This is a genomic window from Pseudomonas sp. LBUM1661, assembly GCF_059695925.1.
In genome coordinates, this window is the sequence record NZ_CP166794.1 from 175276 (window position 1) to 200793 (window position 25518).

Here is a 25518-nt window from a genome sequence, read left to right on the forward strand (position 1 = left end):
TACTCATATGCGTTGCGGGCGTCCATGCTGCTGAATCGTCTGTGTTTTTCCAAAGCGTAACTTGCGTTTGCTACGTTGATCAGAAAATTTGGGCAAATGCGGCGTTTTCGTTCTTTTTTTCGAACAGGCTATTGTCCTTTACCCCCTTTGATCCTAGGATTCGTTTGAGATTTCAAACGCTCTTGTCTGGGTGCTGAACCGCACGAGTCCAATCCGTGCGCTATTTATGTGCTTCAGCCCGGTGAATGATTTCCCTGACGGCAGCCTTTGAGGCGCCTTTCTACAATCATAATTCGCTCCGCGCTGGCCGCGGTGCTGTTAAGGAAAGCCGACATGCAGCTTAAAGACACCCAGTTGTTCCGCCAGCAAGCCTTTATCGATGGCGCTTGGGTCGATGCGGACAATGGTCAGACGATCAAGGTCAACAACCCGGCAACGGGCGAAATTCTGGGCACCGTACCGAAAATGGGTGCTGCCGAAACCCGTCGTGCCATCGAAGCCGCTGACAAAGCGCTGCCGGCCTGGCGTGCACTGACCGCCAAGGACCGTGCGAACAAGCTGCGTCGCTGGTTCGAACTGATCATCGAGAACCAGGACGACCTGGCTCGCCTGATGACCCTCGAGCAAGGCAAGCCATTGGCCGAAGCCAAGGGCGAAATCGTTTACGCCGCTTCCTTTATCGAGTGGTTCGCCGAAGAAGCCAAGCGCGTCTACGGTGACGTGATTCCGGGCCACCAGCCAGACAAGCGCCTGATCGTGATCAAGCAGCCCATCGGCGTGACCGCTGCAATCACCCCGTGGAACTTCCCGGCTGCAATGATCACCCGTAAGGCTGGTCCAGCGCTGGCCGCCGGTTGCACCATGGTGCTCAAGCCTGCTTCGCAAACCCCGTTCTCCGCGTTCGCGTTGGCCGAGCTGGCCCAGCGTGCCGGCATTCCTGCGGGCGTGTTCAGCGTTGTGTCCGGCAGCGCCGGCGACATCGGCAGCGAGCTGACCAGCAACCCGATCGTGCGTAAATTGTCCTTCACGGGCTCGACCGAAATCGGTCGTCAGCTGATGGCCGAATGCGCCAAGGACATCAAGAAAGTCTCCCTGGAACTGGGCGGCAACGCGCCGTTCATCGTGTTCGACGACGCGGACCTGGATAAGGCCGTCGAAGGCGCGATCATTTCCAAGTACCGCAACAACGGCCAGACCTGCGTCTGCGCCAACCGTCTGTACATTCAGGATTCGGTCTACGACGCGTTCGCCGAGAAGCTGAAAGTGGCGGTGGCCAAACTCAAGATCGGCAACGGTCTGGAAGAAGGCACCACCACTGGCCCGCTGATCGACGAAAAAGCCGTGGCCAAGGTTCAAGAGCACATTGCTGACGCGATCAGCAAAGGCGCCACCGTTCTGGCCGGCGGCAAGGTGATGGAAGGCAACTTCTTCGAGCCGACCATCCTGACCAACGTGCCGAAAAACGCTGCCGTCGCCAAGGAAGAAACCTTCGGTCCATTGGCGCCGCTGTTCCGCTTCAAAGATGAAGCCGAAGTGATCGCGATGTCCAACGACACCGAGTTCGGTCTGGCCTCGTACTTCTATGCTCGCGACCTGGGCCGTGTGTTCCGTGTGGCAGAAGCCCTGGAATACGGCATGGTTGGCGTCAACACCGGGCTGATCTCCAACGAAGTCGCGCCGTTTGGCGGCATCAAGGCCTCGGGCCTGGGCCGTGAAGGCTCCAAGTACGGCATCGAAGATTACCTGGAAATCAAATACCTCTGCCTGGGCATCTAAGCTCGGCAACAGGCATTGCTTCAAGCGGAAAGGGCACGAGAGCGCTGTCCCTTTCTGCGCTTCAAACGGAATTTTCTCTGTGGCCGGGAAAGCTGTGGCAGTCGATCATCGCATGCTGCCGTAGTTGCCTCCCCGCCGCATTTTCCTTGAACCACGCCGCCCGATGAGCGGTGAATGAGGACTTTATGAGCAAGACTAACGCATCCCTGATGAAACGCCGCGAAGCCGCTGTACCACGCGGTGTTGGCCAGATTCACCCGATCTTCGCCGAGTCCGCGAAGAACGCCACCGTGACCGACGTTGAAGGTCGTGAGTTCATCGACTTCGCCGGCGGTATCGCCGTACTGAACACCGGTCACCTGCACCCGAAAATCATCGCCGCCGTGACCGCGCAGCTGAACAAACTGACCCACACCTGCTTCCAGGTACTGGCTTACGAACCGTACGTAGAACTGTGCGAAAAAATCAACGCCAAGGTTCCTGGTGATTTCGCCAAGAAAACCCTGCTGGTGACTACCGGTTCCGAAGCCGTTGAAAATGCCGTGAAAATCGCTCGTGCCGCGACTGGCCGTGCCGGCGTGATCGCGTTCACCGGCGCCTACCACGGTCGTACCATGATGACCCTGGGCCTGACCGGTAAAGTCGTGCCGTACTCGGCCGGCATGGGCCTGATGCCAGGCGGCATCTTCCGCGCGCTGTACCCGAACGAACTGCACGGTGTGAGCATCGACGATTCGATCGCCAGCATCGAACGCATCTTCAAGAACGACGCCGAGCCGCGTGACATCGCTGCCATCATCATCGAGCCGGTTCAGGGCGAAGGCGGTTTCTACGTCGCTCCGAAAGAGTTCATGAAACGTCTGCGTGCACTGTGCGACCAGCACGGCATCCTGCTGATCGCTGACGAAGTACAGACTGGCGCTGGCCGTACCGGCACTTTCTTCGCCATGGAACAGATGGGCGTTGCTGCCGACCTGACCACCTTCGCCAAATCCATCGCTGGCGGCTTCCCGTTGGCCGGTGTGTGCGGCAAGGCCGAATACATGGACGCCATTGCTCCAGGCGGCCTGGGCGGTACCTACGCCGGTAGCCCGATCGCTTGCGCCGCGGCCCTGGCCGTGATGGAAGTGTTCGAAGAAGAACACCTGCTGGACCGCTGCAAGGCTGTCGGCGAGCGTCTGGTGACTGGCCTGAAAGCGATTCAAGCCAAGTACCCGGTGATCGGCGAAGTCCGTGCCCTGGGCGCGATGATCGCGGTCGAGCTGTTCGTTGACGGCGACAGCCACAAGCCAAACGCTCCTGCAGTGGCCGCCGTTGTGGCCAAGGCGCGCGACAAGGGCTTGATCCTGCTGTCTTGCGGCACTTACGGTAACGTTCTGCGCGTCCTGGTACCGCTGACTTCGCCGGACGAGCAACTGGACAAAGGCCTGGCCATCATCGAAGAGTGCTTCTCGGAGCTGTGATCTCCAGGCGCTGATCGATTTGTGACTTGATCGACAAATAAACCCGCTTCGGCGGGTTTTTTTGTGTCCCCGGAACCCACCCCACTGTTTCGAATGGCCAGCATTGGACTAAGGTGCAAAGCATTGCCAATGGAGGGTGCAGATGACTGCTGTGGTTTTACCTGCTGTACCGCGTGTGCTGATTGCCGAGGCCGACCCGTGGTCTCGCGACTTGCTCAAGCAGGTGCTGTTGAGTGTGCGCTGTGACGCGCGGCTGGACCTGTGTGCCGATGGCCAGGAGGCGCTGGACTTGTTGGCGGAGCATCCGTACGACCTGGTGATCGTTGACTGGGAGTTGCCCGGCGTCGATGGCTTGAATGTCTTGCGCAGTGTCCGTCAGCGCAAACGCAATCCGCCGCTGCCGTTCATTCTGATGAGCAACCGCAACGACAGCGCCAGCGTTCGCGAAGTCTTGCCTATGGCGCCCAGCGCCTACCTGACCAAACCCCTGAACATTGAAAGCCTGACTCACCGCCTGCAGGAGTTGCTGCTGAACGCCGGTGAAGAGGTGTCGTGCGAGGCGCCGTCACTGGCACCGGGCATGACCTTGTCGGTGTACCTGGAACGGCGTCGAGAACTGGCGGACGGCGCACCGCTGATGACCGACGTGGAGTCGGCGGTCAAACGCAGCCTCAATCCTAATGGTCTTGATTTAGCGACGCTGGAAGACGAGATCCGCATTGATCCGCAGGTCACTGCCGTGTTGATCGCCGCCGCCAATAGCGCGGCTCATCATTTGGGCGCCACGGCTCAGACCTTGTCCCAGGCATTGCATCGTCTCGGTACCGGACAAAGCATGAACCTGATTCTGGGGCTGGCGCTCAAACGCAGTGCCCGGCTCAGCGATCCATTCCTGGCAGACTACGCCGAGCGTTACTGGGACCTGTCGCTGCACACCGCCGAATACGCGCGGACGCTGGCGCGCTTGCTTGATCTGGACCAGGAGCGCTGCTATTGCGCCGGCATGCTGCATCGCCTGGGCGACTTGGCGTTGTTGCGGTGTTTGCAGGAATGGAAACAGGCCGGCGGTGAGCTGGATGAATGGGAAGAGGTCGGCGATGCCCTGGCCCAATTCGGCGCGGCCTATGGTTCAGCACTTCGCACCCGCTGGCGTTTGCCGCTGGAGCTGCGAGAGCTGATTGCCGCCGTCTACCATCTCGGTGGCGGGGTTTACTCCCGTGAAGCGCTGGTGATGAACATGGCTGCGCACATGGCGCGGCTGACCGAGCATGAAGGCATTGAGGATTTGGCGAAGAGCCGAACGGCGCGGTTGCTCAAGATCGGCTTGCCGGAGTTGATGCGTTTGCGCAAAAAGTAGTCTTCACGCAAAACCTGTAGGAGCGAGGCTTGCCCGCGAAGGCGGCGTATCAGTCGACATTGTTGTTAACTGATACACCGCCTTCGCGGGCAAGCCGCGCTCCTACAAATCAACTTCAGGCTGAGATGATGCGGTTCTTGCCCTGGCGCTTGGCTTCGTACATCGCTGCATCCGCGCGGGCAAACAGGTTGTCGATGCTTTCATCCTCGCCAGTGAGGCTGGTCAATCCCTGGCTGACGGTGATGCCGAACGTCTGGTCGTCGTGGCTGAAGCTCAACCGCTGAATCTCCCGTTGCAGGCGCTCGGCCACCTGCATGGCCATGTCGGGTGCGCAGCCGGGAAACACGGCGGCGAATTCCTCACCGCCGATCCGCCCGAACACATCGCCGCGACGCAATGCCCCGCGTCCGCACTCGGCGATCCGTTGCAGCACGTTGTCACCTTCCTGGTGGCCGTAAGTGTCGTTGATCAGTTTGAAGTCATCGATGTCCAGCAGCAGGAACGCCAGCGGCGCGCCTTGTTGCCGTGCCTGTTCGAACTCGCGATGGGCACAGTCGAAGAAATGCCGGCGATTGCTGCTCTGGGTCAGCCCGTCGGTGGTGGCCAGGCGTTGCAGTTCGGTTTCCATCTGCTTCTTGTCGGTGATGTCTTCGGCAATGCCGACGATGATCACCGGCTGCCCAGGCTCGGCCTGACGGTTGATAAAGCACTTGTCACTGAGCCAACGCACCTGGCCGTCGGCGGCGATGATGCGGTACTCGCGGTCTTCGACGGCGCCTTTGACCAGCACGTCGGCCAGACTACGTTCGGCATATTCCAGGTCGTCGGGGTAGATGCTGTCGCGCCATTGGTTGTAGTCGGACAGCAACAGGCCGGCAGATCGACCGAAAATCCGTTCATAGGCCGGGCTGACGTATAGCACCTGGCGGGTTTCCCAATTGAATGCCCACAGCACCGCGTTAACGCTCACCAGCAGCGAGCTGAACAGCTGTTCGCGTTCGCTCAGGCGTGCGACCTCGCCTTGGGCGTGCATCAGCGCCATCAGGGTTTGCGCGGCCTCGGGCCACTGCGGCAGGGATGAGTCCTGGAGGTTTTTATTGACCATCGACACAAATCTCAAAGGGCGTGCCGCGTGTTCGACAGCGGTCGCAACGTGGGCCTTTCATCAATTATTTCCTGCATGCGCTCCAGAGGAAGCGATGGGGTCAGGTGCAGGAAATAGTTGATGACAGGCCCCGGCCCGCCGGGGTGGCGAAGTGTCTTTGAGATAAGGGATTTGAAGCTTAGTTCCTGAGGGTGCGCCCGCGAACGGGGCGCACCGATCAACGGCGTCAGACGGCGGCGGGGCGCAGGGAGTAGGTTTTCAGCTGGTCGGCGAAGTCGCGCAGGGATTGAATCCCGCTGGCTTCGGCTTCGTGTACCCAATCCTTGATGGCCGCCAGCATGTCGTGACCATTTGAGCTGGTCTTGACCCAGATCTGCTGCAAGGCCAGGCGTTTCTCGTAAATTACCTTCAGCGCCTGACTGTGCTCGAGCATGGTCTGGATGCGAACGTGGTGTTTGTCATCCAGCAGGCTGGTTTCCCGCGAGAGCAGGCGTTTGGCACGGTGGAACTGGTGGCGGACCGAGTGATCGACCTTCTCCAGCTCTTGCTTGACCAGCGGCGCGATAACCAGCTTGCGATACTGGGCCATGATCTGGAAACGGTTGTTGAGGATCGCCATGGCGGTGTCCATGTCCAGATTGCCTTTACCTTCGACCCGGTGGGCAATCGGTGCAACCCGCTGGACCTTGGCCAGGCGCAAGAAACTGAAGACTTGTATCCAGGCCCAGCCCAGATCGAACTCCCACTTCTTCACCGACAGTTTTGCCGAATTCGGGTAGGTGTGATGGTTGTTATGCAGTTCTTCGCCACCGATCAGAATGCCCCAGGGCACCAGGTTGGTCGCGGCATCACGGCATTCGAAGTTGCGGTAGCCGATTGCATGGCCCAGGCCGTTGACCACACCGGCGGCCCAGACCGGGATCCACATCATCTGGATCGCCCAGATGGTGATACCGATGGTGCCGAACAGCAGCAGGTCGATGACGCCCATGATCGCCACGCCCAGCAATGGGAAGCGGCTGTACAGATTGCGTTCGATCCAGTCTTCGGGGCAGTTCTTGCCGTAGATGCGCAGCGTCTCGGGGTTTTCCGCTTCGGCGCGGTACAGCTCGGCGCCTTTGCGCAGAACGGTGGACAAGCCCTTGATGACCGGGCTGTGCGGGTCATCGACGGTTTCGCATTTGGCGTGGTGCTTGCGGTGGATAGCAGTCCACTCACGCGTGTTCTGCGCCGTGGTCAACCACAGCCAGAAGCGGAAGAAATGTTTCAGGCCGGCATTGAGCTCAAGCGAGCGATGGGCTGAATAACGATGCAGATAGACCGTGACGCCGATGATCGTAACGTGGGTCATCAGCAGGGTGACTGCCACCAGTGACCAAGGCGACAAGCCGAGAAAACCTTCGTACCACATAGGCTATTGGGCCCTCGATAAAGAAATAAACAGCCACTGCATTATCACCATGCCCACAGATAAAACCAGTCGCCCTTTCAGATAAGAGTGGCTGGATGTTTCTTTAAACTATAATTCCATCCTTTTTGAAGGGACATGGACGGCCGAATGTCTGCCACCTATCGCGATGCATTGCGCGCAGCGCTGCTCTACCTGTTGCTTTCCGTCGTCTGGCTGGAGATCAGTGGCTATTTATTGAACAGTTTCTTCGATAGCTCTCCCGAGCGGCTGCAGTGGCAACTGATCAACGGTTACGCCTGGGTGGTGCTCAGTGCCGGGTTGATCTTCCTCGCTCGGGCGCGATTGTTCCGTTGCCTGGGCATCGGCGCCAAACTGCGCGAGCGCCATGAAGATCGCGAGCGGTTGCGCCAGGCGGCTGCGGTGTTCGATTGCACCCGTGAAGGTGTGCTGGTCACCGACAGCGACGGCCTGATCGTCCATGTGAATCGAGCCTTTATGGCAATCACCGGCTATCAGAGTGAAGAAGTGCTCGGCCAGCGCCCCAGCCTGTTCAAGTCCGGCCGACACTCGCCTGATTTCTATCAGGCCATGTTCGCGACGCTCAACAGCACCGGCGAGTGGAGCGGGGAAATCTGGAACCGTCGAAAAAGCGGCGAGATCTACCCGCAATGGCAGACCATCCGCATCATTGACGACGATTTGGGCCGCCGCAGCCATTACGTGGCGGTGTTTTCCGACATCAGCGCAATCAAGAACTCCGAGCATAAGCTGACGCACCTGGCTCACTACGATCCGCTGACCGACCTGCCCAACCGCTTGCTGTTCACCGATCGCACCGAGCAGACCCTGGCTTCGGCGCAGATCCACAAGCGCGGTTGCGCGTTGCTGATGATCGATCTGGATCACTTCAAGATGATCAACGACAGCCTCGGGCATGCCATCGGGGATCAGTTGCTCAAGGCCGTGGCCGAGCGTTTGATAGCGATGTTTGGCCCGGGGATCACCCTGGCGCGTCTCGGCGGCGACGAGTTCGCCGTGCTGGCTGAAAGCTGTCCGCAATTAGTGCATGCCGCCGCGCTTGCTCAACGGGTCATCGACGGCCTTAAAGAGCCGTTTCAGATCGACGGGCATCAATTGTTCATCAACACCAGCGTCGGCATCAGCCTGTTCCCCGGCGACGCCCTGAGCGCCGAACAGCTATTGCGCAATTCCGACTCGGCGCTGTTCAAGGCCAAGAGTTCCGGCCGCAATGGCTACGCCCTCTATACCGAAGAGTTGACCGCCCATGCCCAGCAACGGGTCGAGACGGCGTTCGAATTACGCCGAGCGCTGGAGCAGCAGGAGTTGAGGATTTATTACCAGCCGGTTCACGACCTCAAGACCCGTCGCCTGATCGGCGTCGAGGCGTTGGTGCGCTGGGAGCATCCACAGCGTGGGTTGGTGTCGCCGGCAGAGTTTATTCCCATTGCCGAGCGCACCGGGCTGATCGCCGAAATTGATGCCTGGGTCATGCGCCAGGCGTGTGAGCAGATGTGCCAATGGCAGCAGGACGGGGTGGTGCTGTCGTTTGTCGCGGTGAATGTGTCTTCGCGATTGTTCGCCCGTCGTGAGCTGTTTCAGCAGGTGGCCAAGGTGCTGCGCGAAACCGGGCTGGATCCGGCCTGTCTGGAGCTGGAAGTCACCGAAAGCGCGGTGATGGACGATCCGGAGGTGGCGCTGGAACAGATGCACCGGCTGCGCGAGCTGGGTGTACGACTGGCCATCGATGACTTTGGCACAGGTTATTCGTCGTTGCTGCGCCTCAAGCGTTTGCCGGTGCAGAAGCTCAAGATCGACCAGGGCTTCGTTGCGGGGTTGCCATGGGATGAAGATGACGCGGCGATCGTGCGGGTGATCATTGCGTTGGCACAGAGCATGGGCATGCAGGTGCATGCCGAAGGAATCGAGCAGGTCGAGCAGGCGGGTTTCCTGCTCGAACATGGCTGCGATCTGGGGCAGGGCTACTGGTTTGGGCGGCCGGTGCCGGCGCATCAGCTGGATTGGGTTCGGGCGCCAGACATTCTCTAAACGTAAAAGCATCGCAGCCTTCGACAGCGCCTACAGGGGAGCGCCCATCCCTGTAGGCGCTGTCGAAGGCTGCGATGTTTTGATTTTTTGGCCACTAATGCCACGCAAGCCCTTGTCCCACCAGATAATCGTTTCTGGTTATATAAACATTCTTAAATAGTCTTTTTAAGAATATCCACGCCTCTCTACTATTGCTCTCACGCCGCAAGCAGTGCCGCCACTGCCAGGCAACCTCTAGTTGAAGGAGCAGCACCATGAGCGCATCCCTACGTAGCGTTGACGGCCAAGACGAAGCAACCATCCTGCGCGAGATCCAGAGCGCGTTGCGCGACCTGCGTTTTGGCGCCGTGGAAATAACCGTCCATAACGCCCAGGTCGTCCAGATCGAACGCAAAGAAAAATTCCGTTTGCAGAACCCGGCCAACAAGCCGAGCTGAAGCGAAGTCGTTGAACAGGCAACCCGATTCCAACAAACCATAAGAAAAGCCAACACATAAAGAATTCCAGGAGCTTTCACCATGTCGTCGATTCGTCATTTCGCTTTGGCCGCCCTGGCCACTGCACTGTTTGCGGGTTCCGCCGTTGCCAAGGATTACGAGTTGCTCAACGTGTCGTACGACCCGACGCGTGAGCTGTATCAGGACTACAACGCCGAATTCGTCAACTTCTGGAAGAAAGACCACGCTGGCGACAACGTCAAAATCCAGCAATCCCACGGTGGTTCGGGCAAACAGGGCCGGGCGGTGATCGATGGTCTGCGCGCCGACGTAGTGACCCTGGCGCTGGCCGGTGACATCGACGAAATCGCCAAGTTGGGCAAATCCCTGCCTGCCGACTGGCAGAAGCGCTTGCCGGAATCGAGCACGCCTTACACCTCGACCATCGTGTTCCTGGTGCGCAAGGGCAACCCTAAAGGGATCAAGGATTGGGGCGACCTGGTCAAGAACGACGTGTCGGTAATCACGCCGAACCCGAAAACCTCCGGCGGTGCGCGCTGGAACTTCCTCGCGGCCTGGGCCTATGGCCTGAAAGCCAACGGCGGTGACGAAGCAAAAGCCAAGGAATACGTACAAACCCTGTTCAAACACGTTCCGGTGCTGGACACCGGTGCGCGCGGTTCGACCATCACCTTCGTCAACAACGGTCAGGGCGACGTGTTGCTGGCGTGGGAAAACGAAGCCTTCCTGGCCCTGAAAGAAGACGGCGGCGCCGACAAATTCGAGATCGTCGTGCCTTCGCTGTCGATCCTGGCCGAGCCACCGGTGGCTGTTGTCGACAAGAACGCCGAGAAAAAGGGCAACGAGCAAATCGCCGAAGCCTACCTCAAGCACCTGTACAGCCCGGCGGGCCAGGAAATCGCGGCGAAAAACTTCTATCGTCCACGCGACAAGGATGTGGCCGCCAAGTACGCCAAGCAGTTCCCGACACTGGACCTGGTGACCATCGACAAGGACTTCGGCGGCTGGAAAACCGCGCAGCCGAAATTCTTCAATGACGGTGGCGTGTTCGACCAGATTTATCAGGCGCAGTAGTTTTAAATAGCCATCAACCGAGCCTCGAATCGCGATTCGAGGCTTTGTGCGTTCTCAACCAAGGACTTTTATGTCGCGTCGTATCTCCCCCGTCATACCCGGCTTCGGGCTGACGCTGGGCTACACCTTGGTGTACCTCAGCCTGATTGTGCTCATACCACTGGCGGCGATGTTCGTGCATGCCGCCCAACTCACCTGGGATCAGTTCTGGGCGATTATTTCGGCGCCACGGGTGCTGGCGGCGTTGAAGCTGAGCTTCGGCACTGCGCTGTACGCCGCGATCATCAACGGCATCATTGGCACGCTGCTGGCCTGGGTGCTGGTGCGCTATACCTTCCCAGGGCGCAAGGTCATCGATGCGATGATCGACTTGCCCTTCGCTTTGCCCACCGCCGTTGCCGGTATCGCGCTGACTGCGCTATACGCGCCCAATGGTTGGGTGGGTCAGTTTGCAGCGGACCTGGGTTTCAAGATTGCCTATACCCCTCTGGGCATCACCCTTGCCCTGACTTTTGTGACACTTCCATTCGTGGTACGTACCGTACAACCAGTATTGGCCGATATCCCCCGTGAAGTGGAAGAAGCGGCCGCTTGCCTGGGGGCAAAACCATTGCAGGTTTTCCGCCATATTCTGGTGCCGGCATTGTTGCCAGCCTGGTTGACCGGATTTGCTTTGGCCTTTGCCCGTGGGGTCGGCGAGTATGGTTCGGTGATTTTCATCGCCGGCAACATGCCGATGAAAACCGAGATCCTGCCGCTGCTGATCATGGTCAAACTCGACCAGTACGATTACACCGGCGCCACGTCCATTGGTGTACTGATGCTGGTGGTTTCCTTCGTTCTGTTGCTGCTGATCAACTTGCTGCAACGACGCATCGAAACCCCATAAGGAGGCGCACAAATGTCCCAATCGTCTATTGCTGCTGCTTCCTCGAACGCCGCCCGCCGTGGCAGCGCTTCATCGCGGCGAATCCTGATCGGCCTTGGCTGGCTGGTGTTCGCCCTGTTCCTGTTGCTGCCGCTGGTGATCGTGGTGTCTCAGGGCCTCAAGCTCGGAATCGGTGCGTTCTTCACCGCGATCTTCGAACCCGACGCGCTGTCGGCCCTGAAACTCACGGTAATCGCCGTGTTGATTTCGGTGCCACTGAACCTGGTGTTCGGCGTCAGCGCGGCCTGGTGCGTGAGTAAGTACTCGTTCCGTGGCAAGAGCATGCTGGTGACCCTGATCGACTTGCCGTTCTCGGTCTCGCCGGTGATTGCCGGCCTGGTCTACGTGCTGATGTTCGGTGCCCAGGGCCTGTTCGGGCCGTGGTTGCAGGATCACGACATCCAGATCGTCTTCGCCTTGCCGGGCATTGTGCTGGCGACGATTTTCGTCACCGTGCCGTTCGTGGCGCGTGAGTTGATCCCGCTGATGCAGGAACAAGGCACGCAGGAAGAAGAGGCCGCGCGCCTGCTGGGCGCCAATGGCTGGCAGATGTTCTGGCACGTCACCGTTCCCAATATCAAATGGGGCCTGATCTATGGCGTGGTGCTGTGTACCGCGCGGGCGATGGGTGAGTTCGGTGCGGTGTCGGTGGTTTCCGGGCACATTCGCGGGGTGACCAACACCTTGCCGTTGCACGTCGAGATCCTCTACAACGAATACAACCACGTGGCCGCGTTCGCCGTGGCGAGCCTGTTGCTGATCATGGCGCTCTTCATCCTGCTGCTGAAGCAGTGGAGCGAAAACCGTATTAACCGCCTGCGCGCCAGCGCCGCGGAGGAATAATTCATGTCGATCGAAGTGCGTAACGTCAGCAAGAATTTCAACGCGTTCAAGGCGCTGGACAACATCAGCCTGGACATTCAAAGCGGCGAACTCGTGGCGCTGCTCGGCCCGTCGGGTTGCGGCAAGACCACGTTGCTGCGGATCATCGCCGGCCTGGAAACCCCGGACCAGGGCAACATCGTGTTCCACGGTGAAGACGTGTCCGGGCATGACGTGCGCGATCGCAACGTCGGCTTCGTGTTCCAGCACTACGCCCTGTTCCGGCACATGACGGTGTTCGACAACGTCGCGTTCGGCCTGCGCATGAAACCGAAAAACCAGCGCCCGAGCGAAAGCCAGATCGCGGTGAAAGTCCACGAACTGCTGAACATGGTGCAGCTGGATTGGCTGTCGGACCGCTACCCGGAACAACTCTCCGGCGGCCAGCGTCAGCGCATCGCGTTGGCCCGTGCCTTGGCGGTGGAGCCGAAAGTGCTGCTGCTGGACGAACCTTTCGGTGCACTCGATGCCAAGGTGCGTAAGGAACTGCGTCGCTGGCTGGCGCGGCTGCACGAGGACATCAACCTGACGTCGGTGTTCGTGACTCATGACCAGGAAGAGGCGATGGAAGTCGCCGACCGGATCGTGGTGATGAACAAGGGCGTGATCGAGCAGATCGGTTCACCGGGCGATGTGTACGAAAACCCGGCGAGCGATTTCGTTTATCACTTCCTCGGTGATTCGAACCGTCTGCATCTGGGCGAAGACAACCACGTGCTGTTCCGCCCGCACGAAGTGTCGTTGTCGCGGCATGAACTGGATGATCACCATGCGGCCGAAGTGCGGGACATCCGTCCGTTGGGCGCGACGACCCGAGTGACGTTGAAGGTCGAAGGCCAGAGCGAACTGATCGAAGCGGAAGTGGTGAAGGATCACGACAGCCTGATCGGACTGGCGAAGGGCGAGACGCTGTTCTTCAAGCCGAAGGTTTGGCAGAAGGTCGCCAACATCTAAAGCAAAAGCTTCGCGGGCAAGCCCGCTCCCACAGTGATCTTCGTCGTTCACAAATTCCCTGTGGGAGCGGGCTTGCCCGCGATTGCGGTCTACGCGGCCGCGCCTTTCTGACGCAAACGCACCCCGCCCGCCCGCGCCTCGATTTGCTCTTTCAGCTCATGCCGCAACCCCAGCAAAAACGCCAACTCAACCACCACGAACAACGGCCCGACAATCAACCCCGTCACATCATCGACAAACGCCGGTTTGCGACCTTCGTAATGATGACCGACAAACTGGATCGCCCATCCCAGCACAAACATCCCCACGCCACTGGCCAGCCAGACCAGCGTGCTTTGCTGAGCCAATACTTGGCCTGCCCAAATGCACAGCCCCAGCAACACCGTCATCAGCACCCCGAGGCGCAACTCCAGGCGCAGGTAAAACCACGCTGACGCCAGCGCGACCAGCACCGCCGGTGAAAGCCAGCCCCCGGCCCATTGCGGACGAGACAACAGCACGGCCACCGCCACTACAATCAGCGGAATACCGATAAAGTGCGTGGCAATATTGCGCGGGTCACGGTGATACGCGGCGTATTGACTGAGATGGTCAACGAGGCTTTTTTTCATTGTTATTCCTCCTGTAGGGTGATCCATCATGCCCCGGGTTCACCTCTCGCTCTGTCAGGCAGGCGACAATCTCCAGGAGTTTTCATGGACATGCAGGTCTGGCGTTCGCGCCTGATGACAGGGCAATGGTTCAGCCACTTACCTGTTTCCTTACAGGATAGTCTGCTGACCGCCGCCAGGGTGCGACGGTTGTCACCGGGTCAGCGCCTGTTTAAACGCGGGGATCCGCCGTGCGGCTTGTACGCGGTACTCGAAGGCTCGGTGCGTATTGGCGCGGTGAGCGAGCAGGGCAAAGAGGCGTTGCTCAGCCTGGTGGAATCGCCTCATTGGTTCGGCGAAATCTGCCTGTTCGATGGTCAGCCGCGAACCCACGATGCGTTCGGTCTGGGCCAATGCACGCTGCTGCATATCCCGCAAACCGCGCTGCTGGCGTTGCTTGATGAACAACCGCTGTACTGGCGGCAACTGGCATTGCTGATGAGCCACAAACTGCGCCTGACCTTCATCAATCTCGAACAACTGAGCCTGATGCCGGCCCTCGCAAGATTGGCCCATCGCTTGCTGATGATCGCCGAGGGCTACGGCGAAATCGCCCCGCCGCGCCGCGTGCTGCAACTGCCCCAGGAGCAATTGGCGTCGATGCTTTCACTGTCGCGCCAGACCACCAACCAGATCCTCAAGGATTTGCAGGGACAGGGTATTCTCGACCTCAGCTACGGCGAAATCGAAATTCTGGATACCGAACGGTTGCGAGCATTGGCGATCGTTTAAACACCGAACGCAGGTGTTGTTATAGCTGGGCTTTCTTGGCGAACGCGCCTAGCCTGTGCAGACGACAATCGAGGTGTGCCATGCGTGTGCTGTTAGTGGAAGACGAACCCGAAACCGCCAAGCTCCTGGCCAAGGGCTTGAGCGAGGCGAGTTATGCGGTAGACGTGGCGGTCAACGGGATGGACGGCCGGCGCTTCATCGAGTCCGGCGAGTACGAACTGATCATCCTCGACGTCATGCTGCCAGGGCTCAACGGTTGGCAGTTGTTGCAACAGATCCGCAAGCTCGGCGAAACGCCTGTACTGTTCCTCACCACCAGGGACGGGATCGAGGATCGCCTGCGCGGGTTGGAGTTGCATGAGGATGATTACCTGGTCAAACCGTTTGCCGTGAGCGAGCTGGTGAAGCGGGTACGCAAGGTGTTGCGGCGGGATCGGGGGCGGTAGAGCGTTCTGTGGTGTTTGAACAATCGCCTTCGCGGGCAAGCCTCGCTCCTACAGTGATCTGTGGGGTTCGCACATCCCCTGTAGGAGCGAGGCTTGCCCGCGAAGAGGCCCGTCCAGACAACCCAGTTCCCGGGTCTATCACCGCAGCCCATCCCGAAACTGCCCCGGTGTCATCCCTGTCCAGCGCTTGAACGCGCGGCTGAAGCTGCTGGTATCGGCAAATCCCAGCAAATAACTGATCTCACTCAACGAGCATTGCGGATCTCGCAGGTGCAGCAGCGCCAGGTTTTCGCGACTCTCATTGAGCAGCGTATCGAACCGACACCCTTCGTCCGCCAGGTGCCGTTGCAGGCTGCGCAAGCTCAGGTGCAAGGTCTGGGCGATGTGTTCGGCGCTGGGCTCGCCTTCCGGTAGTTGTTCTTCAATGGCGTCGCGCACTTTGCGTTCCCAGGTCAGCGGCTTGAGTTGCGCGAGGGTGCGTTTGAGCACGGTTTCGTTGTGTTCGGCCAGTTCCGGGTTGGCGTCGTCCAGGTGGCTGTCGAAGTCCACCAGGGCGAATTCCAGGCGGTCTTCCGCGGCGCCAAAGTACACCGGTGAGCGGAAGACTTTGTGCCATTGGTGCGCGTCCGCCGGTTCCGGGCGGCGCAGGTACACCGCCATCGGCGCGTATTCGCGGCCCAGGCGATTGCGGCAGGTGCGGACATAAATCGCTGTGAACGCGTCGATCGCTTCGAACGCCGGCGCCGGGTTGCCCTGGGGGATTTTCAGAATGAAGCGGTAGCGATCCTCGGCGCGGGTCAATTCCAGTTCGAGGGCATCGCTGACCACCTGGTGATAGCGCACGATGCGCTCGAACACTTCCCGCAGGCTGCCGCTGGCCACCAGCGCATATCCGAGCGCGTGAAAGGTGGTCGGGCTGACGAAGCGTGAAACACGCAAGCCAATCGCCGGATCGCCGCTGACCTGGACGGCGATTTCCCACAGGCGCGTGGTGGCCGACAACGGGTAACGGGCGTTCGGGTCGTCCATCAATTGCGGGTCAAGCCCCGCCTGGTGGCACAGGGCGGTGCTGTCCAGGCCCAGCGCATCGAGTTGCTTGCGCAGGGCGCGGGTCCAGCTGGCGAGGGAGGTCGGTTCAGTCATGCTGATTGGCGCTTCCGGTCAACAGGTTGGCGTTCACGGCTACCGCTCTGGCAGGGTACTCAGGGCAGGATGCGAACATCAATAACCAGAGGATGGAAGCATGCACGGTACTTCTGCAAGTCCCCAGCGACTGAATGCAGCGCAACGATCAGCGCATATTCGCGAAGTGGTGTTGGCCAAGGGCGTCGAATTGCGTCAGCGCTACCCGCTACTCAACCATCAAGACGCCCTCGGTGCGGGCATTCTGGCCTTCGCGTTGGCCGGTATGATCGGTTCGGCGGCGCTCTACCTGACCGGGCATATGGCGTGGTGGACGTGCCTGTTGCTCAACGCGGTTTTTGCCTCGCTGACCCATGAGCTGGAACACGACCTGATCCATAGCATGTACTTCCGCAAGCAGCGCGTGCCGCACAACCTGATGATGGCGCTGGTGTGGCTGGCGCGGCCGAGCACGATCAACCCGTGGATTCGCCGGCATCTGCACCTCAACCACCACAAGGTTTCCGGCACCGAAACCGACATGGAAGAACGCGCGATCACCAATGGCGAACCCTGGGGAATCGCACGCCTGCTGATGGTCGGCGACAACGTGATGTCGGCGTTCATCCGCATGCTGCGGGCGAAAACCTGGGCGCACAAATTCAGCATCATCAAACGTACTTTGAAGGTCTACGCGCCGCTGGCGCTGGTGCATTGGGGCGCGTGGTACGTGTTTCTCGGGTTTCACGCGGCCAATGGGATCGCTCATTTACTGGGTGCGCCGATTGAATGGTCGGCGACCACGCTGTCGGTGATGCAGGTGATCGACATCGCGGCAGTGGTGATCATCGGCCCGAACGTGTTGCGCACCTTTTGCCTGCATTTCATCAGCTCGAACATGCATTACTACGGCGATGTGGAACCGGGCAACGTGATCCAGCAGACACAGGTTTTGAACCCGTGGTGGCTGTGGCCGTTGCAGGCGTTCTGCTTCAACTTCGGCAGCACCCACGGCATCCATCACTTTGTGGTGAAGGAACCGTTTTACATCCGCCAGATGACCGCGCCGGTAGCGCATAAAGTAATGCGCGAAATGGGTGTTCGCTTCAACGACATCGGCACATTCAGCCGGGCCAACCGGTTTGTGCGCAAGGAAACCACGGCGCCGCAGGAGGTGCGCGCCGCTCAGGTTTAAGGTCGTCATCGGAAACTCAAACGCTGGTCATCAATTTGACCCAAAGGGACGTTAAGTTGTGAACCAGGGAGTGATTGGCATATGCGATTAAGGCCTAACAAAGTAATTAAATATTCCTTTATTAGATAACCGTTTCCGCTAATCATCACCCTCCAGCGAGGTTGATCAGCGCTGACAGATTTTGAGTTTCCGGGGCCGTCTCCTTGGCAGGGTGCGGCCCCTTTTTTTGCCTGGGCAAAAGCCATAACACCTAGCGCGATTTTGTCGGAGCGGCTATTCCCATCGGCTGTTCGATATTGGGCCCAAGGAAGGAGGTCGGCGGCCGCTGGGTCGGCGGCGTGGTCGAGATCAATCGCGCCGTGTCCTGCATCATCGGGATGAAGCGCGAGACGGCTTTCTTCAGCGACCACTTCGACACCGGCACGGACATCTGCAAGCTGGCGACCACCTGATGATTGAGATCGAACACCGGTACGGCGAGCGCCAGGTCGCCTCGGTAATACTCCTCGTTGCAGTACGCATAGCCTTCCTCCCGCGCCAGTTGTAGGCGATCGAGCAGTTCTTGCAGGTCAACCACGGTATTGGGCGTGAAACGAATCCGTTGTGTGCTCTCCAGGATCTCGATCGCCTGTTCTTCCGGCATACACGAGAGATAGGCGCGCCCCGTTGAAGAGCAATACATCGGAATTCGGCGCCCGACCGGCATGTGTACCAAGAGGCGCGTCGGGCTTGGAAACCGGCCGATGTAGATCATGTCCGTACCGGCCGGCTCCGCCAGGTTGACCGTCTCTCCCGCGTTGCGATTGAGTTCCAGCAGGTAGGGATTCGCTCGGTCCAGCAGCGAATGCGACTGTAAATAGTGACAGCCCGCATCCAGGGTTCGCGACGACAACGAATAGCGCTTGCTGGCCGGGTCTTTGACCAACAGGCCAATCGCTTCCAGCGTGAAGGCGAAACGCTGCGCGGCGCTGCGGCTGATGCCGGCAGCGGCGGCGATCTCCGGCAGGCTCATCGACGCATGCTGCGGATCGAAGGCATCGAGCACGGCAATGCCGGTGGCAAGAGATTGCACGAAAAGCGTCGAATCTGCGGGGTTCATGGTAGTCCGTGGCCTGGCGACAGAATCGCCCGATTATCAATAAGTAGAGACTGCATCTCGATAGATGGCGACCGTATATCGATCAATTAGAGGCGTCAAGTAGCAGTCCTTTTCCTCAGAAACTCTCCCCAACACAGACCGTAAACGCAACGTATCCGGGCTCATCGGATAAACCAGAGCTCCACATGATTCAGCGTGCCCTCGAACTTTTTGACTATTGACGGTTATTGGCCGCTCATGCAGGATCGAATCTGCATGCAATAGTCGTGTATCGCTATGCGATACGATTGATGGTCGAAATTCCGTTCTGATCGATTTTTTGTCGGACAGTCCGCGCGCTTCCAGAGGCGGTTACTCAAGGGGATTCCACATGTTGCACAAAACAATAAAATCGTTGGTCGCCGTCGTCTCCACCGTTGCCCTGCTGTCGACGGCACACGCCGAACTCCCAGTGCTGAAGGTCGGCGCCACGCCAAGCGCGGTGCCGTTCAATTATCTGGATCCGCAGAGCAACACGCTCAAGGGGTTGATGATCGACATCGCCGATGCCGTCGGTAAGGAAGTCGGCTTCACGCCCGAGATCGTGCCGATTCCGTTTACCTCCCTCGTACCCGCCCTGCAGACCGGCAAGATTCAGATCATTGCCTCGGCATTCGCCCGCACCCCGGCCCGCGCCGAGGTGGTCGACTTCTCCGACATTGTCGTGAGCTACGGCGAAGGGTTGATCGTCCCGGCATCCGATACCACGGCCTACGTCAGTTTCGCGGACCTCAAAGGCAAGGTCATCGGCGTGCAAGTCGGAACCTCCTATGTAGAGCCCGTCACCGCCGTGGGTGGCTTCAAGGAAATCAAGCTCTACGACACGATGGCCGATATGGTCCGCGACATTGCGCTGGGTCGCCTTGACGCAGCCTTCGGCGATGGCCCGGTGGTCGCTTACCAAGTGCGCCAGGTCGGCGCCAAAGTGCGACTGGTCGACACCTACAAACCGGTGCTCGCCACCGACATCGCGCTGGCCGTGAAGAAGGGCGATAGCGCGACCGTCGCGAAGCTCAACGTGGCCATCGACAAACTTCGCCAGGACGGCACTTTGCGCACGATTCTCGCGAAGTGGGCCGTCGCCTCCTGATCGTTTCTTTTTCCAATCCGCACGCGGTCCCTGAGTCCGGGATGACGCGTGCACACGCTCCGGAGGTTGCAGATGTTCGATTCCTTCCTGACTGATGCCGTGGCTTACCTGCCCATGCTGCTGCAGGGTGCGCTGACCACGATCTACATCACCGCCACCGCGCTGGTGATCGCGACCGTACTGGGCTTGTTCTGGGCGCTTTTGCGGGTCAGTGGCATCGCCCCGCTGGCCCACGCCAGTCGCGTGCTGACCAACGTCATTCGTGGCATCCCGATCATCGTGGTGCTGTTCTATATGTACTTCGTGATTCCGGAGATCGGTATCAGCCTCAGCGCGTTCCAGGCCGGTTCACTGGGCTTGGGCATCGCCTATTCCTCGTACATGGCTGAAGTGTTTCGTGCGGGCATCGATGCCGTGGATGTCGGGCAGTTCGAGGCGGCTCAGTCGATCGGCATGTCGCGCACGAAGTTGATGCGCCGAGTGGTGTTGCCGCAGGCGTTGCGCATCGCCTTGCCGCCCTATGGCAACAACGTGGTGATGATGCTCAAAGACTCTTCCCAGACCGCTGTCATTACCGTGGTCGAGTTGTCGATGCAGAGCAAATTGATCGCGGCCGCCACCTTCAAGAGTTCGACGGTCTTTACCCTTGTCGCGCTGATGTACCTCGCGATGAGCTTGCCAATGATGTTCGCGATCGGCCGTCTCGAAAAACGCATGGGGACCAAAAGATGATCAAGATCGAGAACCTGAGCAAGTCCTTCGGCACGCACCATGTGCTGAGCGGTATCAACGCCGAAATCCACGCCGGTGAAGTCGTTTGCCTGATCGGCCCTTCCGGTTCGGGCAAGTCGACGCTGCTGCGCTGCATCAATGGCCTGGAGCGTTATGAGGCCGGTAGCGTATCGGTCGAAGGCCTGAAGGTTGACGCTGCGCGCTCGGACATTCGCCAGGTGCGGCAACGTGTCGGGATGGTGTTCCAACGGTTCAATCTGTTTCCCCATCGCACGGCGCTCGAGAACGTCATCGAAGGCCCCGTGCATGTCAAAGGTGAAAATCCTGCCGAGGCCGCCGAGCGCGGACGCGAGCTGCTCGCCAGCGTCGGCCTGGCTGAAAAATTCAGTCACTTTCCGCACCAGTTGTCCGGAGGCCAACAGCAGCGCGTGGCCATTGCGCGGGCGCTGGCCATGCAACCGGAGGCGATTCTGTTCGACGAACCCACCTCTGCGCTTGACCCGGAATTGGTCGGCGAAGTGTTGGCGGTCATGCGCGGTCTGGCCGAGAAGGGGATGACCATGATCATCGTCACCCACGAGATGGGCTTCGCCCGCGACGTCTCCGACCGCGTGCTGTTTCTCGATGGCGGACGCATCGCTGAGCAAGGGCCGTCCAGGGAAGTATTAACCGCGCCGAGCAACGAACGTATGCGCGATTTCCTGCGCCGAGTGACGCACGCCAGTTAAGCCATCCAGCGGCGCTGCCATCTCCGAGCCCGCGTACCGTATAGGTTTTACCATGACAGCGAATATGCATTTCCCGACGTCCACCTTGTGGGCGGCGACCACTGCTGCGCGTAGCGCGACACCCAAGGTTACCGGGCCACTGACGGTCGATGTGGCCGTGATCGGTGGCGGCTTCACCGGATTGTCCGCCGCGCTGTACCTGGCTCAATCGGGCGTCAACGTCGCCCTGTTCGAGGCGTCCGAAATCGCCCACCGAGCCTCCGGCCGCAACGGTGGCCAGGTGGTTCCGGGTTTCAAACCGACGCCGGCGGCACTGATCAAACGGTTTGGTGCCGAGACCGCGACACGCATGATGCGTTTTGGGTATCGCAGCGCAGATGAGCTGTTCGAGCTCGTCGAGCGCTACCAGATCGATTGTTCACCGACCCGTGATGGCTGGATTCAGGGAGCGTTCTCGGAAGCGTCCGCCGGCTATTTGCAGGGCAGGGCGCAGGCCATCAACCATCACGGTGGTGACGCGCAATTTCTCGATCGCGACGCCATGGCCGTAGCGACCGGTTCGACATTCTGGCCGGCGGGTTTGCTTGAGCGCCGAGCTGGCGCGGTGCATCCGCTGGCTTATGCCCGAGGGCTCGCGGACGCCGCACTCGCTTGCGGGGCGGCCATTCATGAACACTCGCACGTGAGTGCAATCACGCCCGTTGCAAGCGGTGTCGAGCTGACCGTGAATGGCCACCTCGTTCGCGCCAGACAGGTGATTCTGGCGACTGATGCTTATACCGACCGGTTGTGGCCGGCCGTGGCGCAGTCGTACGTCAATGTGTCGAGTGCGCAGATCGCAACCGACCCGCTTCCGGCTACTTTGCGTGATCGCATCATGTCGCTGGGGGCGGGCGTTTCGGAGACGCGCAAAATCACTTACTACTGTCGTATCGACCCCGATGGCCGCTTTGTCATTGGCGGGCGTGGGCATTCTGCCGACACGCTTGATCCAGCAACACGCGCGCAACTCCAGGCCGCCGCTATCGAACGCTTTCCGGAACTGGCGGGAGTGGATTGGGTGCACGGTTGGGCGTGTCGTGTCGGCATGACTATTGATGATCTGCCACGCCTGCATCAACTGGCGGACGGCGTGTGGACGGCGTTCGGCTACTGCGGTCGTGGCGTGGCGATGGGCACGGCGTTGGGCCGCGTACTCGCGCAGGCGGTGCGGGGAGGCAACATCGCGCAACTGGACTTCCCCGTTACCCCGGTTACACGCCTGCCGTTTTACCCGGCTCGCCAACTCGGTGCCGCGATGGCGATCAGTTGGTATCGATTGCGCGATTCGCTCGGGTATCCCGCCTAGCCTGCTTGCCTCGGCTCATCGCAGCCTGTAGCAGCGGCGACAGGTTGCGATTTTCAGCTCCTTATATTCTTTATAGGTCTTAATAAATAGCTTCTTATTCCTTAACGAATATAACTCTCCTCCCTATACTGGTTCGGGAATAGACACGCAGCAGGAGAGCTCCCCCATGCGCAACGAATCAATTCGCTACCTGATTGTGCCGGGCTGGCAAGGATCGCCAGAAGATCATTGGCAAAGCCACTGGCAGAACAGCCTGCCGAACAGCGCACGGGTGGAGCAGGCCGACTGGCTGACGCCGCGTCGCGAAGACTGGGTCGCGGCGCTGGCCGAGGCGATTGCCGCCGACAGCACGCCGGTGATCCTGATCGCCCACAGCCTGGGTTGCATCACCGTTGCGCATTGGGCGGCGACGGCGCCCGTGCCGTTTTTGCGTCAGGTTCGCGGTGCATTATTGGTCGCGCCGGCGGATGTCGAACGCCCGGCCTGTGCGCCGGCGTTGCGCAATTTTGCGCCGATTCCGACCGATCTTCTGCCGTTCCCGAGCCAGGTGGTCAGCTCCGACAACGACAGCGCGGTCAGTGCGCCGCGAGCGCTGGAACTGGCGCGCAACTGGGGCGCCGAGGCGGGGATTTTGTCGGGTGCCGGGCACATCAACGTGAAGTCCGGTCACCAGCGCTGGGAGCAGGGTTTTGCTTATCTGTATCGCCTGCAAAACCGCATGGAACACCACGCCCTGCGCCGCGCTTGAACCTTTTATTTCTTTAAGAAACGCCCCCGTCCCCTGGCGGTTTTGGGCGGGAGTCTGCCATGAGTTTTGAAGCCTTCGGTCAGCCGCTGCTGACCTTTCCCGACGCCGAAAAAAGTCCCCTGAGCATCCGCGCCAAGGCGCTGGTGTTCGTCGATCCGCGTTCCCGGCAGTTGCGCCAGGAGCTGGAGCAACTGGCGCCGCGTTCGATCTCGGTGTTGATCCGAGGTGAAACCGGCAGCGGCAAGGAGCTGCTGGCGCGGCACATCCATCGCGCCAGTGATCGCGGCGGGTTGTTTGTCTCAGTCAACTGCGGCGCGATCAGTCCGACCTACGCCGACGCTGAATTGTTTGGTTATGCCGCCGGCAGTTACAGCGGTTCGGCCAGCAGTCGGGCGGGCTGGTTTGGTTCGGCCAACGGAGGGACGCTCTACCTCGACGAGATCGGCGACCTGCCGCTGCCGATCCAGATCAAATTGCTCGCCGCCCTGGAAAACCATGAAGTGACGCGCGTCGGCTCACATCAACCGAGCCCGGTGGATGTGCGGCTGGTGGCGGCCACCAGCATCGATCTGGCGCAAGCGGTCGCCGCCGGAAAATTCCATGAGCGGCTTTATCACTACCTCAGCGAAGGCCAGCTCGAACTGCCGGCCTTGCGTGAACGGGTCGGCGATATCCTGTCGTTGGCCGAATACTTCCTCGGCATCTACAGCCAGCGCCTGGACCTGCCCGTGCCGCTGATCAGCGAGGCGGCGCAGCTGGTGCTGGAACGGCATAGCTGGCCGGGTAATACCCGTGAGCTGGAAAACGTCATTCACTTTGCGCTACTGGTGAGCACCGGCGATGAGATTTTGCCGGAGCATTTGAATTTGCCGGAGGTGGACATCTCGCTGACGCAGATCGAACAGCAACTCAAGCGAATCCTCGCCAGCGGCTCCGACGCCGAGCAAAAAGCCTTGAAGCAACTGCTCAAAAACGCCGCTGTCCTGTAGGAGCAAAGCTTGCTCGCGAACCAGACGACGCGGTCTGTCTGTAAGGGCGCCTTCGCGGGCAAGCCTCGCTCCTACCAGGAGATCGGTGAGTTAGAGCTGTATGAACAAAATGGAATATGAAAGTGAATAAAAGATATTGTTCGGGAATAAAAAATCCCGGTATTGTCCGCGTCACGCCAGCGATAGCACTTCACTGGCACTTGTACTCTCAGCCGTCGTCGATGACGACCGTGATTTTCGATAAGGACACTGCATGAAAAAGGTTCTGTTGTTCACCGCATTGGCGGCTGCCCTGACCGCGGGCCTGGCTCAGGCTGGCGAGAAACTGGTGGTTGCGGCGACCCCGATTCCACACGCCGAGATTCTCGAACTGATCAAGCCAACCCTCGCCAAAGAAGGCGTGGACCTGGAAATCAAAGTCTTCACCGACTACGTTCAGCCCAACGTACAGGTCGACCAGAAGCGTCTGGATGCCAACTACTTCCAGACCCTGCCGTACCTGAAAAGCTTCAACGAAGGCAAAGGCACCAACCTAGTCACCGTGATCGGCGTACACGTCGAACCGTTCGGCGGCTACTCGAAGAAAGTCAAAAGCCTGGCTGAGCTGAAAGACGGCGCAACCATCGCTATCCCGAACGAAGGCAGCAACAGCGGCCGTGCCCTGATCCTGCTGCAGAAGGCTGGCCTGATCGAGTTGAAAGACCCGAAAAACGCCCTGGCCACGCCAAAAGACATCGCCAAGAACCCGCACAACTTCAAGTTCAAGGAACTGGAATCGGCCATGCTGCCGCGCGTGCTGGATCAAGTCGACCTGGACATGATCAACACCAACTACGCGCTGGAAGCGGGTCTGAACCCGGCTAAAGACGCGTTGGTGATCGAAGGTGCCGATTCGCCTTACGTGAACTTCCTGGTGGCTCGTCCAGACAACAAGGACAGCGTTGCCATCCAGAAACTGGCCAAGGCCTTGACCAGTCCAGAAGTGAAAGCCTTCATCGAGAAGAAGTACAGCGGCGCGGTACTGCCGGCGTTCTGATTCGCGAGGTAAACCCCCTTCAAGGTTTCAACGCCGACGGCTAATACAGCGTCGGCGTTTTTTTGTGTGCACACAAAACCATGTGGGAG

24 protein-coding genes are annotated in these 25518 nt (G+C 59.7%); 19 read left to right on the forward strand and 5 right to left on the reverse strand.

The window, feature by feature from the left end:
• Positions 1 to 333: 333 nt before the first annotated feature.
• The 3 genes from gabD to ACA057_RS00855 all read left to right on the forward strand — a co-directional run bounded on the left by gabD (position 334) and on the right by ACA057_RS00855 (position 4596).
• On the forward strand, positions 334 to 1776 hold the full coding sequence (gabD, locus tag ACA057_RS00845) for an NADP-dependent succinate-semialdehyde dehydrogenase (protein WP_008148203.1): 1443 nt from the start codon (positions 334 to 336) through the stop codon (positions 1774 to 1776).
• A 185-nt stretch (positions 1777 to 1961) separates the two neighbouring features.
• Positions 1962 to 3239 (forward strand): 4-aminobutyrate--2-oxoglutarate transaminase, encoded by a 1278-nt coding sequence (gene gabT, locus ACA057_RS00850; protein WP_134419251.1) that lies wholly within the window; start codon positions 1962 to 1964, stop codon positions 3237 to 3239.
• 142 nt (positions 3240 to 3381) lie between these two features.
• Complete coding sequence (locus tag ACA057_RS00855) at positions 3382 to 4596, forward strand: HDOD domain-containing protein (RefSeq protein ID WP_497345220.1); 1215 nt, start codon at positions 3382 to 3384, stop codon at positions 4594 to 4596.
• Positions 4597 to 4711: 115 nt separating this feature from the next.
• Here ACA057_RS00855 and ACA057_RS00860 read toward each other — a convergent pair whose 3' ends face one another.
• The gene (locus tag ACA057_RS00860; RefSeq protein ID WP_497345222.1) at positions 4712 to 5701 is read right to left on the reverse strand and encodes a GGDEF domain-containing protein; all 990 of its coding nucleotides are present in this window, start codon (positions 5699 to 5701) and stop codon (positions 4712 to 4714) included.
• 226 nt (positions 5702 to 5927) lie between these two features.
• Positions 5928 to 7112 carry a delta-9 fatty acid desaturase DesA gene (desA, locus tag ACA057_RS00865; RefSeq protein WP_123367102.1) on the reverse strand — a complete coding sequence of 395 codons (1185 nt, stop codon included), beginning with the start codon at positions 7110 to 7112 and terminating at the stop codon, positions 5928 to 5930.
• A 147-nt stretch (positions 7113 to 7259) separates the two neighbouring features.
• On the opposite strand from desA, the gene dibA reads away from it, so the two are divergent.
• The 6 genes from dibA (at position 7260) to ACA057_RS00895 (ending at position 13475) form a co-directional block, all read left to right on the forward strand.
• Complete coding sequence (dibA, locus tag ACA057_RS00870) at positions 7260 to 9179, forward strand: phosphodiesterase DibA (protein WP_497345224.1); 1920 nt, start codon at positions 7260 to 7262, stop codon at positions 9177 to 9179.
• Positions 9180 to 9433: 254 nt separating this feature from the next.
• Positions 9434 to 9616 (forward strand): sulfur starvation response protein OscA, encoded by a 183-nt coding sequence (gene oscA / locus ACA057_RS00875; RefSeq protein WP_059404116.1) that lies wholly within the window; start codon positions 9434 to 9436, stop codon positions 9614 to 9616.
• An 81-nt stretch (positions 9617 to 9697) separates the two neighbouring features.
• Entirely contained in the window at positions 9698 to 10711 is a 1014-nt protein-coding gene (locus ACA057_RS00880; RefSeq protein ID WP_497345227.1) for a sulfate ABC transporter substrate-binding protein, read from the forward strand.
• A 70-nt stretch (positions 10712 to 10781) separates the two neighbouring features.
• Positions 10782 to 11600, forward strand: coding sequence for a sulfate ABC transporter permease subunit CysT (gene cysT, locus ACA057_RS00885; protein WP_007899634.1), 819 nt, complete (start codon positions 10782 to 10784; stop codon positions 11598 to 11600).
• Between the two features lie 12 nt (positions 11601 to 11612).
• Entirely contained in the window at positions 11613 to 12482 is an 870-nt protein-coding gene (gene cysW, locus ACA057_RS00890) for a sulfate ABC transporter permease subunit CysW (RefSeq protein WP_150702616.1), read from the forward strand.
• A 3-nt stretch (positions 12483 to 12485) separates the two neighbouring features.
• The gene (locus tag ACA057_RS00895; protein ID WP_497345229.1) at positions 12486 to 13475 is read left to right on the forward strand and encodes a sulfate/molybdate ABC transporter ATP-binding protein; all 990 of its coding nucleotides are present in this window, start codon (positions 12486 to 12488) and stop codon (positions 13473 to 13475) included.
• An 89-nt stretch (positions 13476 to 13564) separates the two neighbouring features.
• On the opposite strand, the gene ACA057_RS00900 is transcribed toward ACA057_RS00895, so the two are convergent.
• The gene (locus ACA057_RS00900) at positions 13565 to 14086 is read right to left on the reverse strand and encodes an Mpo1 family 2-hydroxy fatty acid dioxygenase (protein WP_497345231.1); all 522 of its coding nucleotides are present in this window, start codon (positions 14084 to 14086) and stop codon (positions 13565 to 13567) included.
• Between the two features lie 84 nt (positions 14087 to 14170).
• Between ACA057_RS00900 and ACA057_RS00905 the strand changes: the two genes are divergently transcribed.
• Both ACA057_RS00905 and ACA057_RS00910 read left to right on the forward strand, forming a co-directional pair.
• Positions 14171 to 14857 carry a Crp/Fnr family transcriptional regulator gene (locus ACA057_RS00905; protein WP_497345233.1) on the forward strand — a complete coding sequence of 229 codons (687 nt, stop codon included), beginning with the start codon at positions 14171 to 14173 and terminating at the stop codon, positions 14855 to 14857.
• 80 nt (positions 14858 to 14937) lie between these two features.
• On the forward strand, positions 14938 to 15303 hold the full coding sequence (locus tag ACA057_RS00910; protein ID WP_497345235.1) for a response regulator: 366 nt from the start codon (positions 14938 to 14940) through the stop codon (positions 15301 to 15303).
• Positions 15304 to 15441: 138 nt separating this feature from the next.
• Here ACA057_RS00910 and ACA057_RS00915 read toward each other — a convergent pair whose 3' ends face one another.
• On the reverse strand, positions 15442 to 16446 hold the full coding sequence (locus ACA057_RS00915) for an AraC family transcriptional regulator (protein WP_497345237.1): 1005 nt from the start codon (positions 16444 to 16446) through the stop codon (positions 15442 to 15444).
• A gap of 100 nt (positions 16447 to 16546) precedes the next feature.
• On the opposite strand from ACA057_RS00915, the gene ACA057_RS00920 reads away from it, so the two are divergent.
• Positions 16547 to 17620 carry a fatty acid desaturase gene (locus ACA057_RS00920; protein ID WP_497345239.1) on the forward strand — a complete coding sequence of 358 codons (1074 nt, stop codon included), beginning with the start codon at positions 16547 to 16549 and terminating at the stop codon, positions 17618 to 17620.
• Positions 17621 to 17870: 250 nt separating this feature from the next.
• On the opposite strand, the gene ACA057_RS00925 is transcribed toward ACA057_RS00920, so the two are convergent.
• Complete coding sequence (locus ACA057_RS00925) at positions 17871 to 18719, reverse strand: IclR family transcriptional regulator (protein WP_497345241.1); 849 nt, start codon at positions 18717 to 18719, stop codon at positions 17871 to 17873.
• A 370-nt stretch (positions 18720 to 19089) separates the two neighbouring features.
• Between ACA057_RS00925 and ACA057_RS00930 the strand changes: the two genes are divergently transcribed.
• From ACA057_RS00930 to ACA057_RS00960, 7 genes are all read left to right on the forward strand, one after another.
• Positions 19090 to 19848, forward strand: a complete 759-nt coding sequence (locus ACA057_RS00930) for an ABC transporter substrate-binding protein (protein WP_497345243.1) — start codon at positions 19090 to 19092, stop codon at positions 19846 to 19848.
• Positions 19849 to 19920: 72 nt separating this feature from the next.
• Positions 19921 to 20580, forward strand: a complete 660-nt coding sequence (locus ACA057_RS00935) for an amino acid ABC transporter permease (RefSeq protein WP_497345245.1) — start codon at positions 19921 to 19923, stop codon at positions 20578 to 20580.
• On the forward strand, positions 20577 to 21308 hold the full coding sequence (locus tag ACA057_RS00940; RefSeq protein WP_497345247.1) for an amino acid ABC transporter ATP-binding protein: 732 nt from the start codon (positions 20577 to 20579) through the stop codon (positions 21306 to 21308). The genes ACA057_RS00935 and ACA057_RS00940 overlap by 4 nt, the downstream gene beginning before the upstream one ends.
• 52 nt (positions 21309 to 21360) lie before the next feature.
• Positions 21361 to 22656: an NAD(P)/FAD-dependent oxidoreductase gene (locus ACA057_RS00945; protein ID WP_497345248.1), complete on the forward strand. Its 1296-nt coding sequence runs from the start codon at positions 21361 to 21363 to the stop codon at positions 22654 to 22656.
• A 166-nt stretch (positions 22657 to 22822) separates the two neighbouring features.
• The gene (locus ACA057_RS00950; RefSeq protein ID WP_401356899.1) at positions 22823 to 23404 is read left to right on the forward strand and encodes an alpha/beta hydrolase; all 582 of its coding nucleotides are present in this window, start codon (positions 22823 to 22825) and stop codon (positions 23402 to 23404) included.
• 59 nt (positions 23405 to 23463) lie between these two features.
• Positions 23464 to 24393 carry a sigma 54-interacting transcriptional regulator gene (locus ACA057_RS00955; protein WP_497345251.1) on the forward strand — a complete coding sequence of 310 codons (930 nt, stop codon included), beginning with the start codon at positions 23464 to 23466 and terminating at the stop codon, positions 24391 to 24393.
• A gap of 253 nt (positions 24394 to 24646) precedes the next feature.
• Positions 24647 to 25429 (forward strand): MetQ/NlpA family ABC transporter substrate-binding protein, encoded by a 783-nt coding sequence (locus ACA057_RS00960; RefSeq protein WP_403107651.1) that lies wholly within the window; start codon positions 24647 to 24649, stop codon positions 25427 to 25429.
• The last annotated feature ends 89 nt before the right edge of the window (positions 25430 to 25518 follow it).

Excerpts from the sequence above, each read along its gene's own strand:
- ACA057_RS00895 (WP_497345229.1), top strand. The coding sequence starts at position 12,486 with ATGTCGATCGAAGTGCGTAACGTCAGCAAGAATTTCAACGCGTTCAAG.
- cysW (WP_150702616.1), top strand. The coding sequence starts at position 11,613 with ATGTCCCAATCGTCTATTGCTGCTGCTTCCTCGAACGCCGCCCGCCGT.
- cysT (WP_007899634.1), top strand. The coding sequence starts at position 10,782 with ATGTCGCGTCGTATCTCCCCCGTCATACCCGGCTTCGGGCTGACGCTG.
- desA (WP_123367102.1), bottom strand. The coding sequence starts at position 7,112 with ATGTGGTACGAAGGTTTTCTCGGCTTGTCGCCTTGGTCACTGGTGGCA.
- ACA057_RS00925 (WP_497345241.1), bottom strand. The coding sequence starts at position 18,719 with ATGAACCCCGCAGATTCGACGCTTTTCGTGCAATCTCTTGCCACCGGC.
- ACA057_RS00915 (WP_497345237.1), bottom strand. The coding sequence starts at position 16,446 with ATGACTGAACCGACCTCCCTCGCCAGCTGGACCCGCGCCCTGCGCAAG.
- ACA057_RS00860 (WP_497345222.1), bottom strand. The coding sequence starts at position 5,701 with ATGGTCAATAAAAACCTCCAGGACTCATCCCTGCCGCAGTGGCCCGAG.
- ACA057_RS00950 (WP_401356899.1), top strand. The coding sequence starts at position 22,823 with ATGCGCAACGAATCAATTCGCTACCTGATTGTGCCGGGCTGGCAAGGA.
- ACA057_RS00940 (WP_497345247.1), top strand. The coding sequence starts at position 20,577 with ATGATCAAGATCGAGAACCTGAGCAAGTCCTTCGGCACGCACCATGTG.
- ACA057_RS00880 (WP_497345227.1), top strand. The coding sequence starts at position 9,698 with ATGTCGTCGATTCGTCATTTCGCTTTGGCCGCCCTGGCCACTGCACTG.
- ACA057_RS00955 (WP_497345251.1), top strand. The coding sequence starts at position 23,464 with ATGAGTTTTGAAGCCTTCGGTCAGCCGCTGCTGACCTTTCCCGACGCC.
- ACA057_RS00900 (WP_497345231.1), bottom strand. The coding sequence starts at position 14,086 with ATGAAAAAAAGCCTCGTTGACCATCTCAGTCAATACGCCGCGTATCAC.
- gabT (WP_134419251.1), top strand. The coding sequence starts at position 1,962 with ATGAGCAAGACTAACGCATCCCTGATGAAACGCCGCGAAGCCGCTGTA.
- ACA057_RS00910 (WP_497345235.1), top strand. The coding sequence starts at position 14,938 with ATGCGTGTGCTGTTAGTGGAAGACGAACCCGAAACCGCCAAGCTCCTG.
- oscA (WP_059404116.1), top strand. The coding sequence starts at position 9,434 with ATGAGCGCATCCCTACGTAGCGTTGACGGCCAAGACGAAGCAACCATC.
- ACA057_RS00945 (WP_497345248.1), top strand. The coding sequence starts at position 21,361 with ATGACAGCGAATATGCATTTCCCGACGTCCACCTTGTGGGCGGCGACC.
- ACA057_RS00855 (WP_497345220.1), top strand. The coding sequence starts at position 3,382 with ATGACTGCTGTGGTTTTACCTGCTGTACCGCGTGTGCTGATTGCCGAG.
- ACA057_RS00920 (WP_497345239.1), top strand. The coding sequence starts at position 16,547 with ATGCACGGTACTTCTGCAAGTCCCCAGCGACTGAATGCAGCGCAACGA.
- gabD (WP_008148203.1), top strand. The coding sequence starts at position 334 with ATGCAGCTTAAAGACACCCAGTTGTTCCGCCAGCAAGCCTTTATCGAT.
- dibA (WP_497345224.1), top strand. The coding sequence starts at position 7,260 with ATGTCTGCCACCTATCGCGATGCATTGCGCGCAGCGCTGCTCTACCTG.
- ACA057_RS00960 (WP_403107651.1), top strand. The coding sequence starts at position 24,647 with ATGAAAAAGGTTCTGTTGTTCACCGCATTGGCGGCTGCCCTGACCGCG.
- ACA057_RS00935 (WP_497345245.1), top strand. The coding sequence starts at position 19,921 with ATGTTCGATTCCTTCCTGACTGATGCCGTGGCTTACCTGCCCATGCTG.
- ACA057_RS00905 (WP_497345233.1), top strand. The coding sequence starts at position 14,171 with ATGGACATGCAGGTCTGGCGTTCGCGCCTGATGACAGGGCAATGGTTC.
- ACA057_RS00930 (WP_497345243.1), top strand. The coding sequence starts at position 19,090 with ATGTTGCACAAAACAATAAAATCGTTGGTCGCCGTCGTCTCCACCGTT.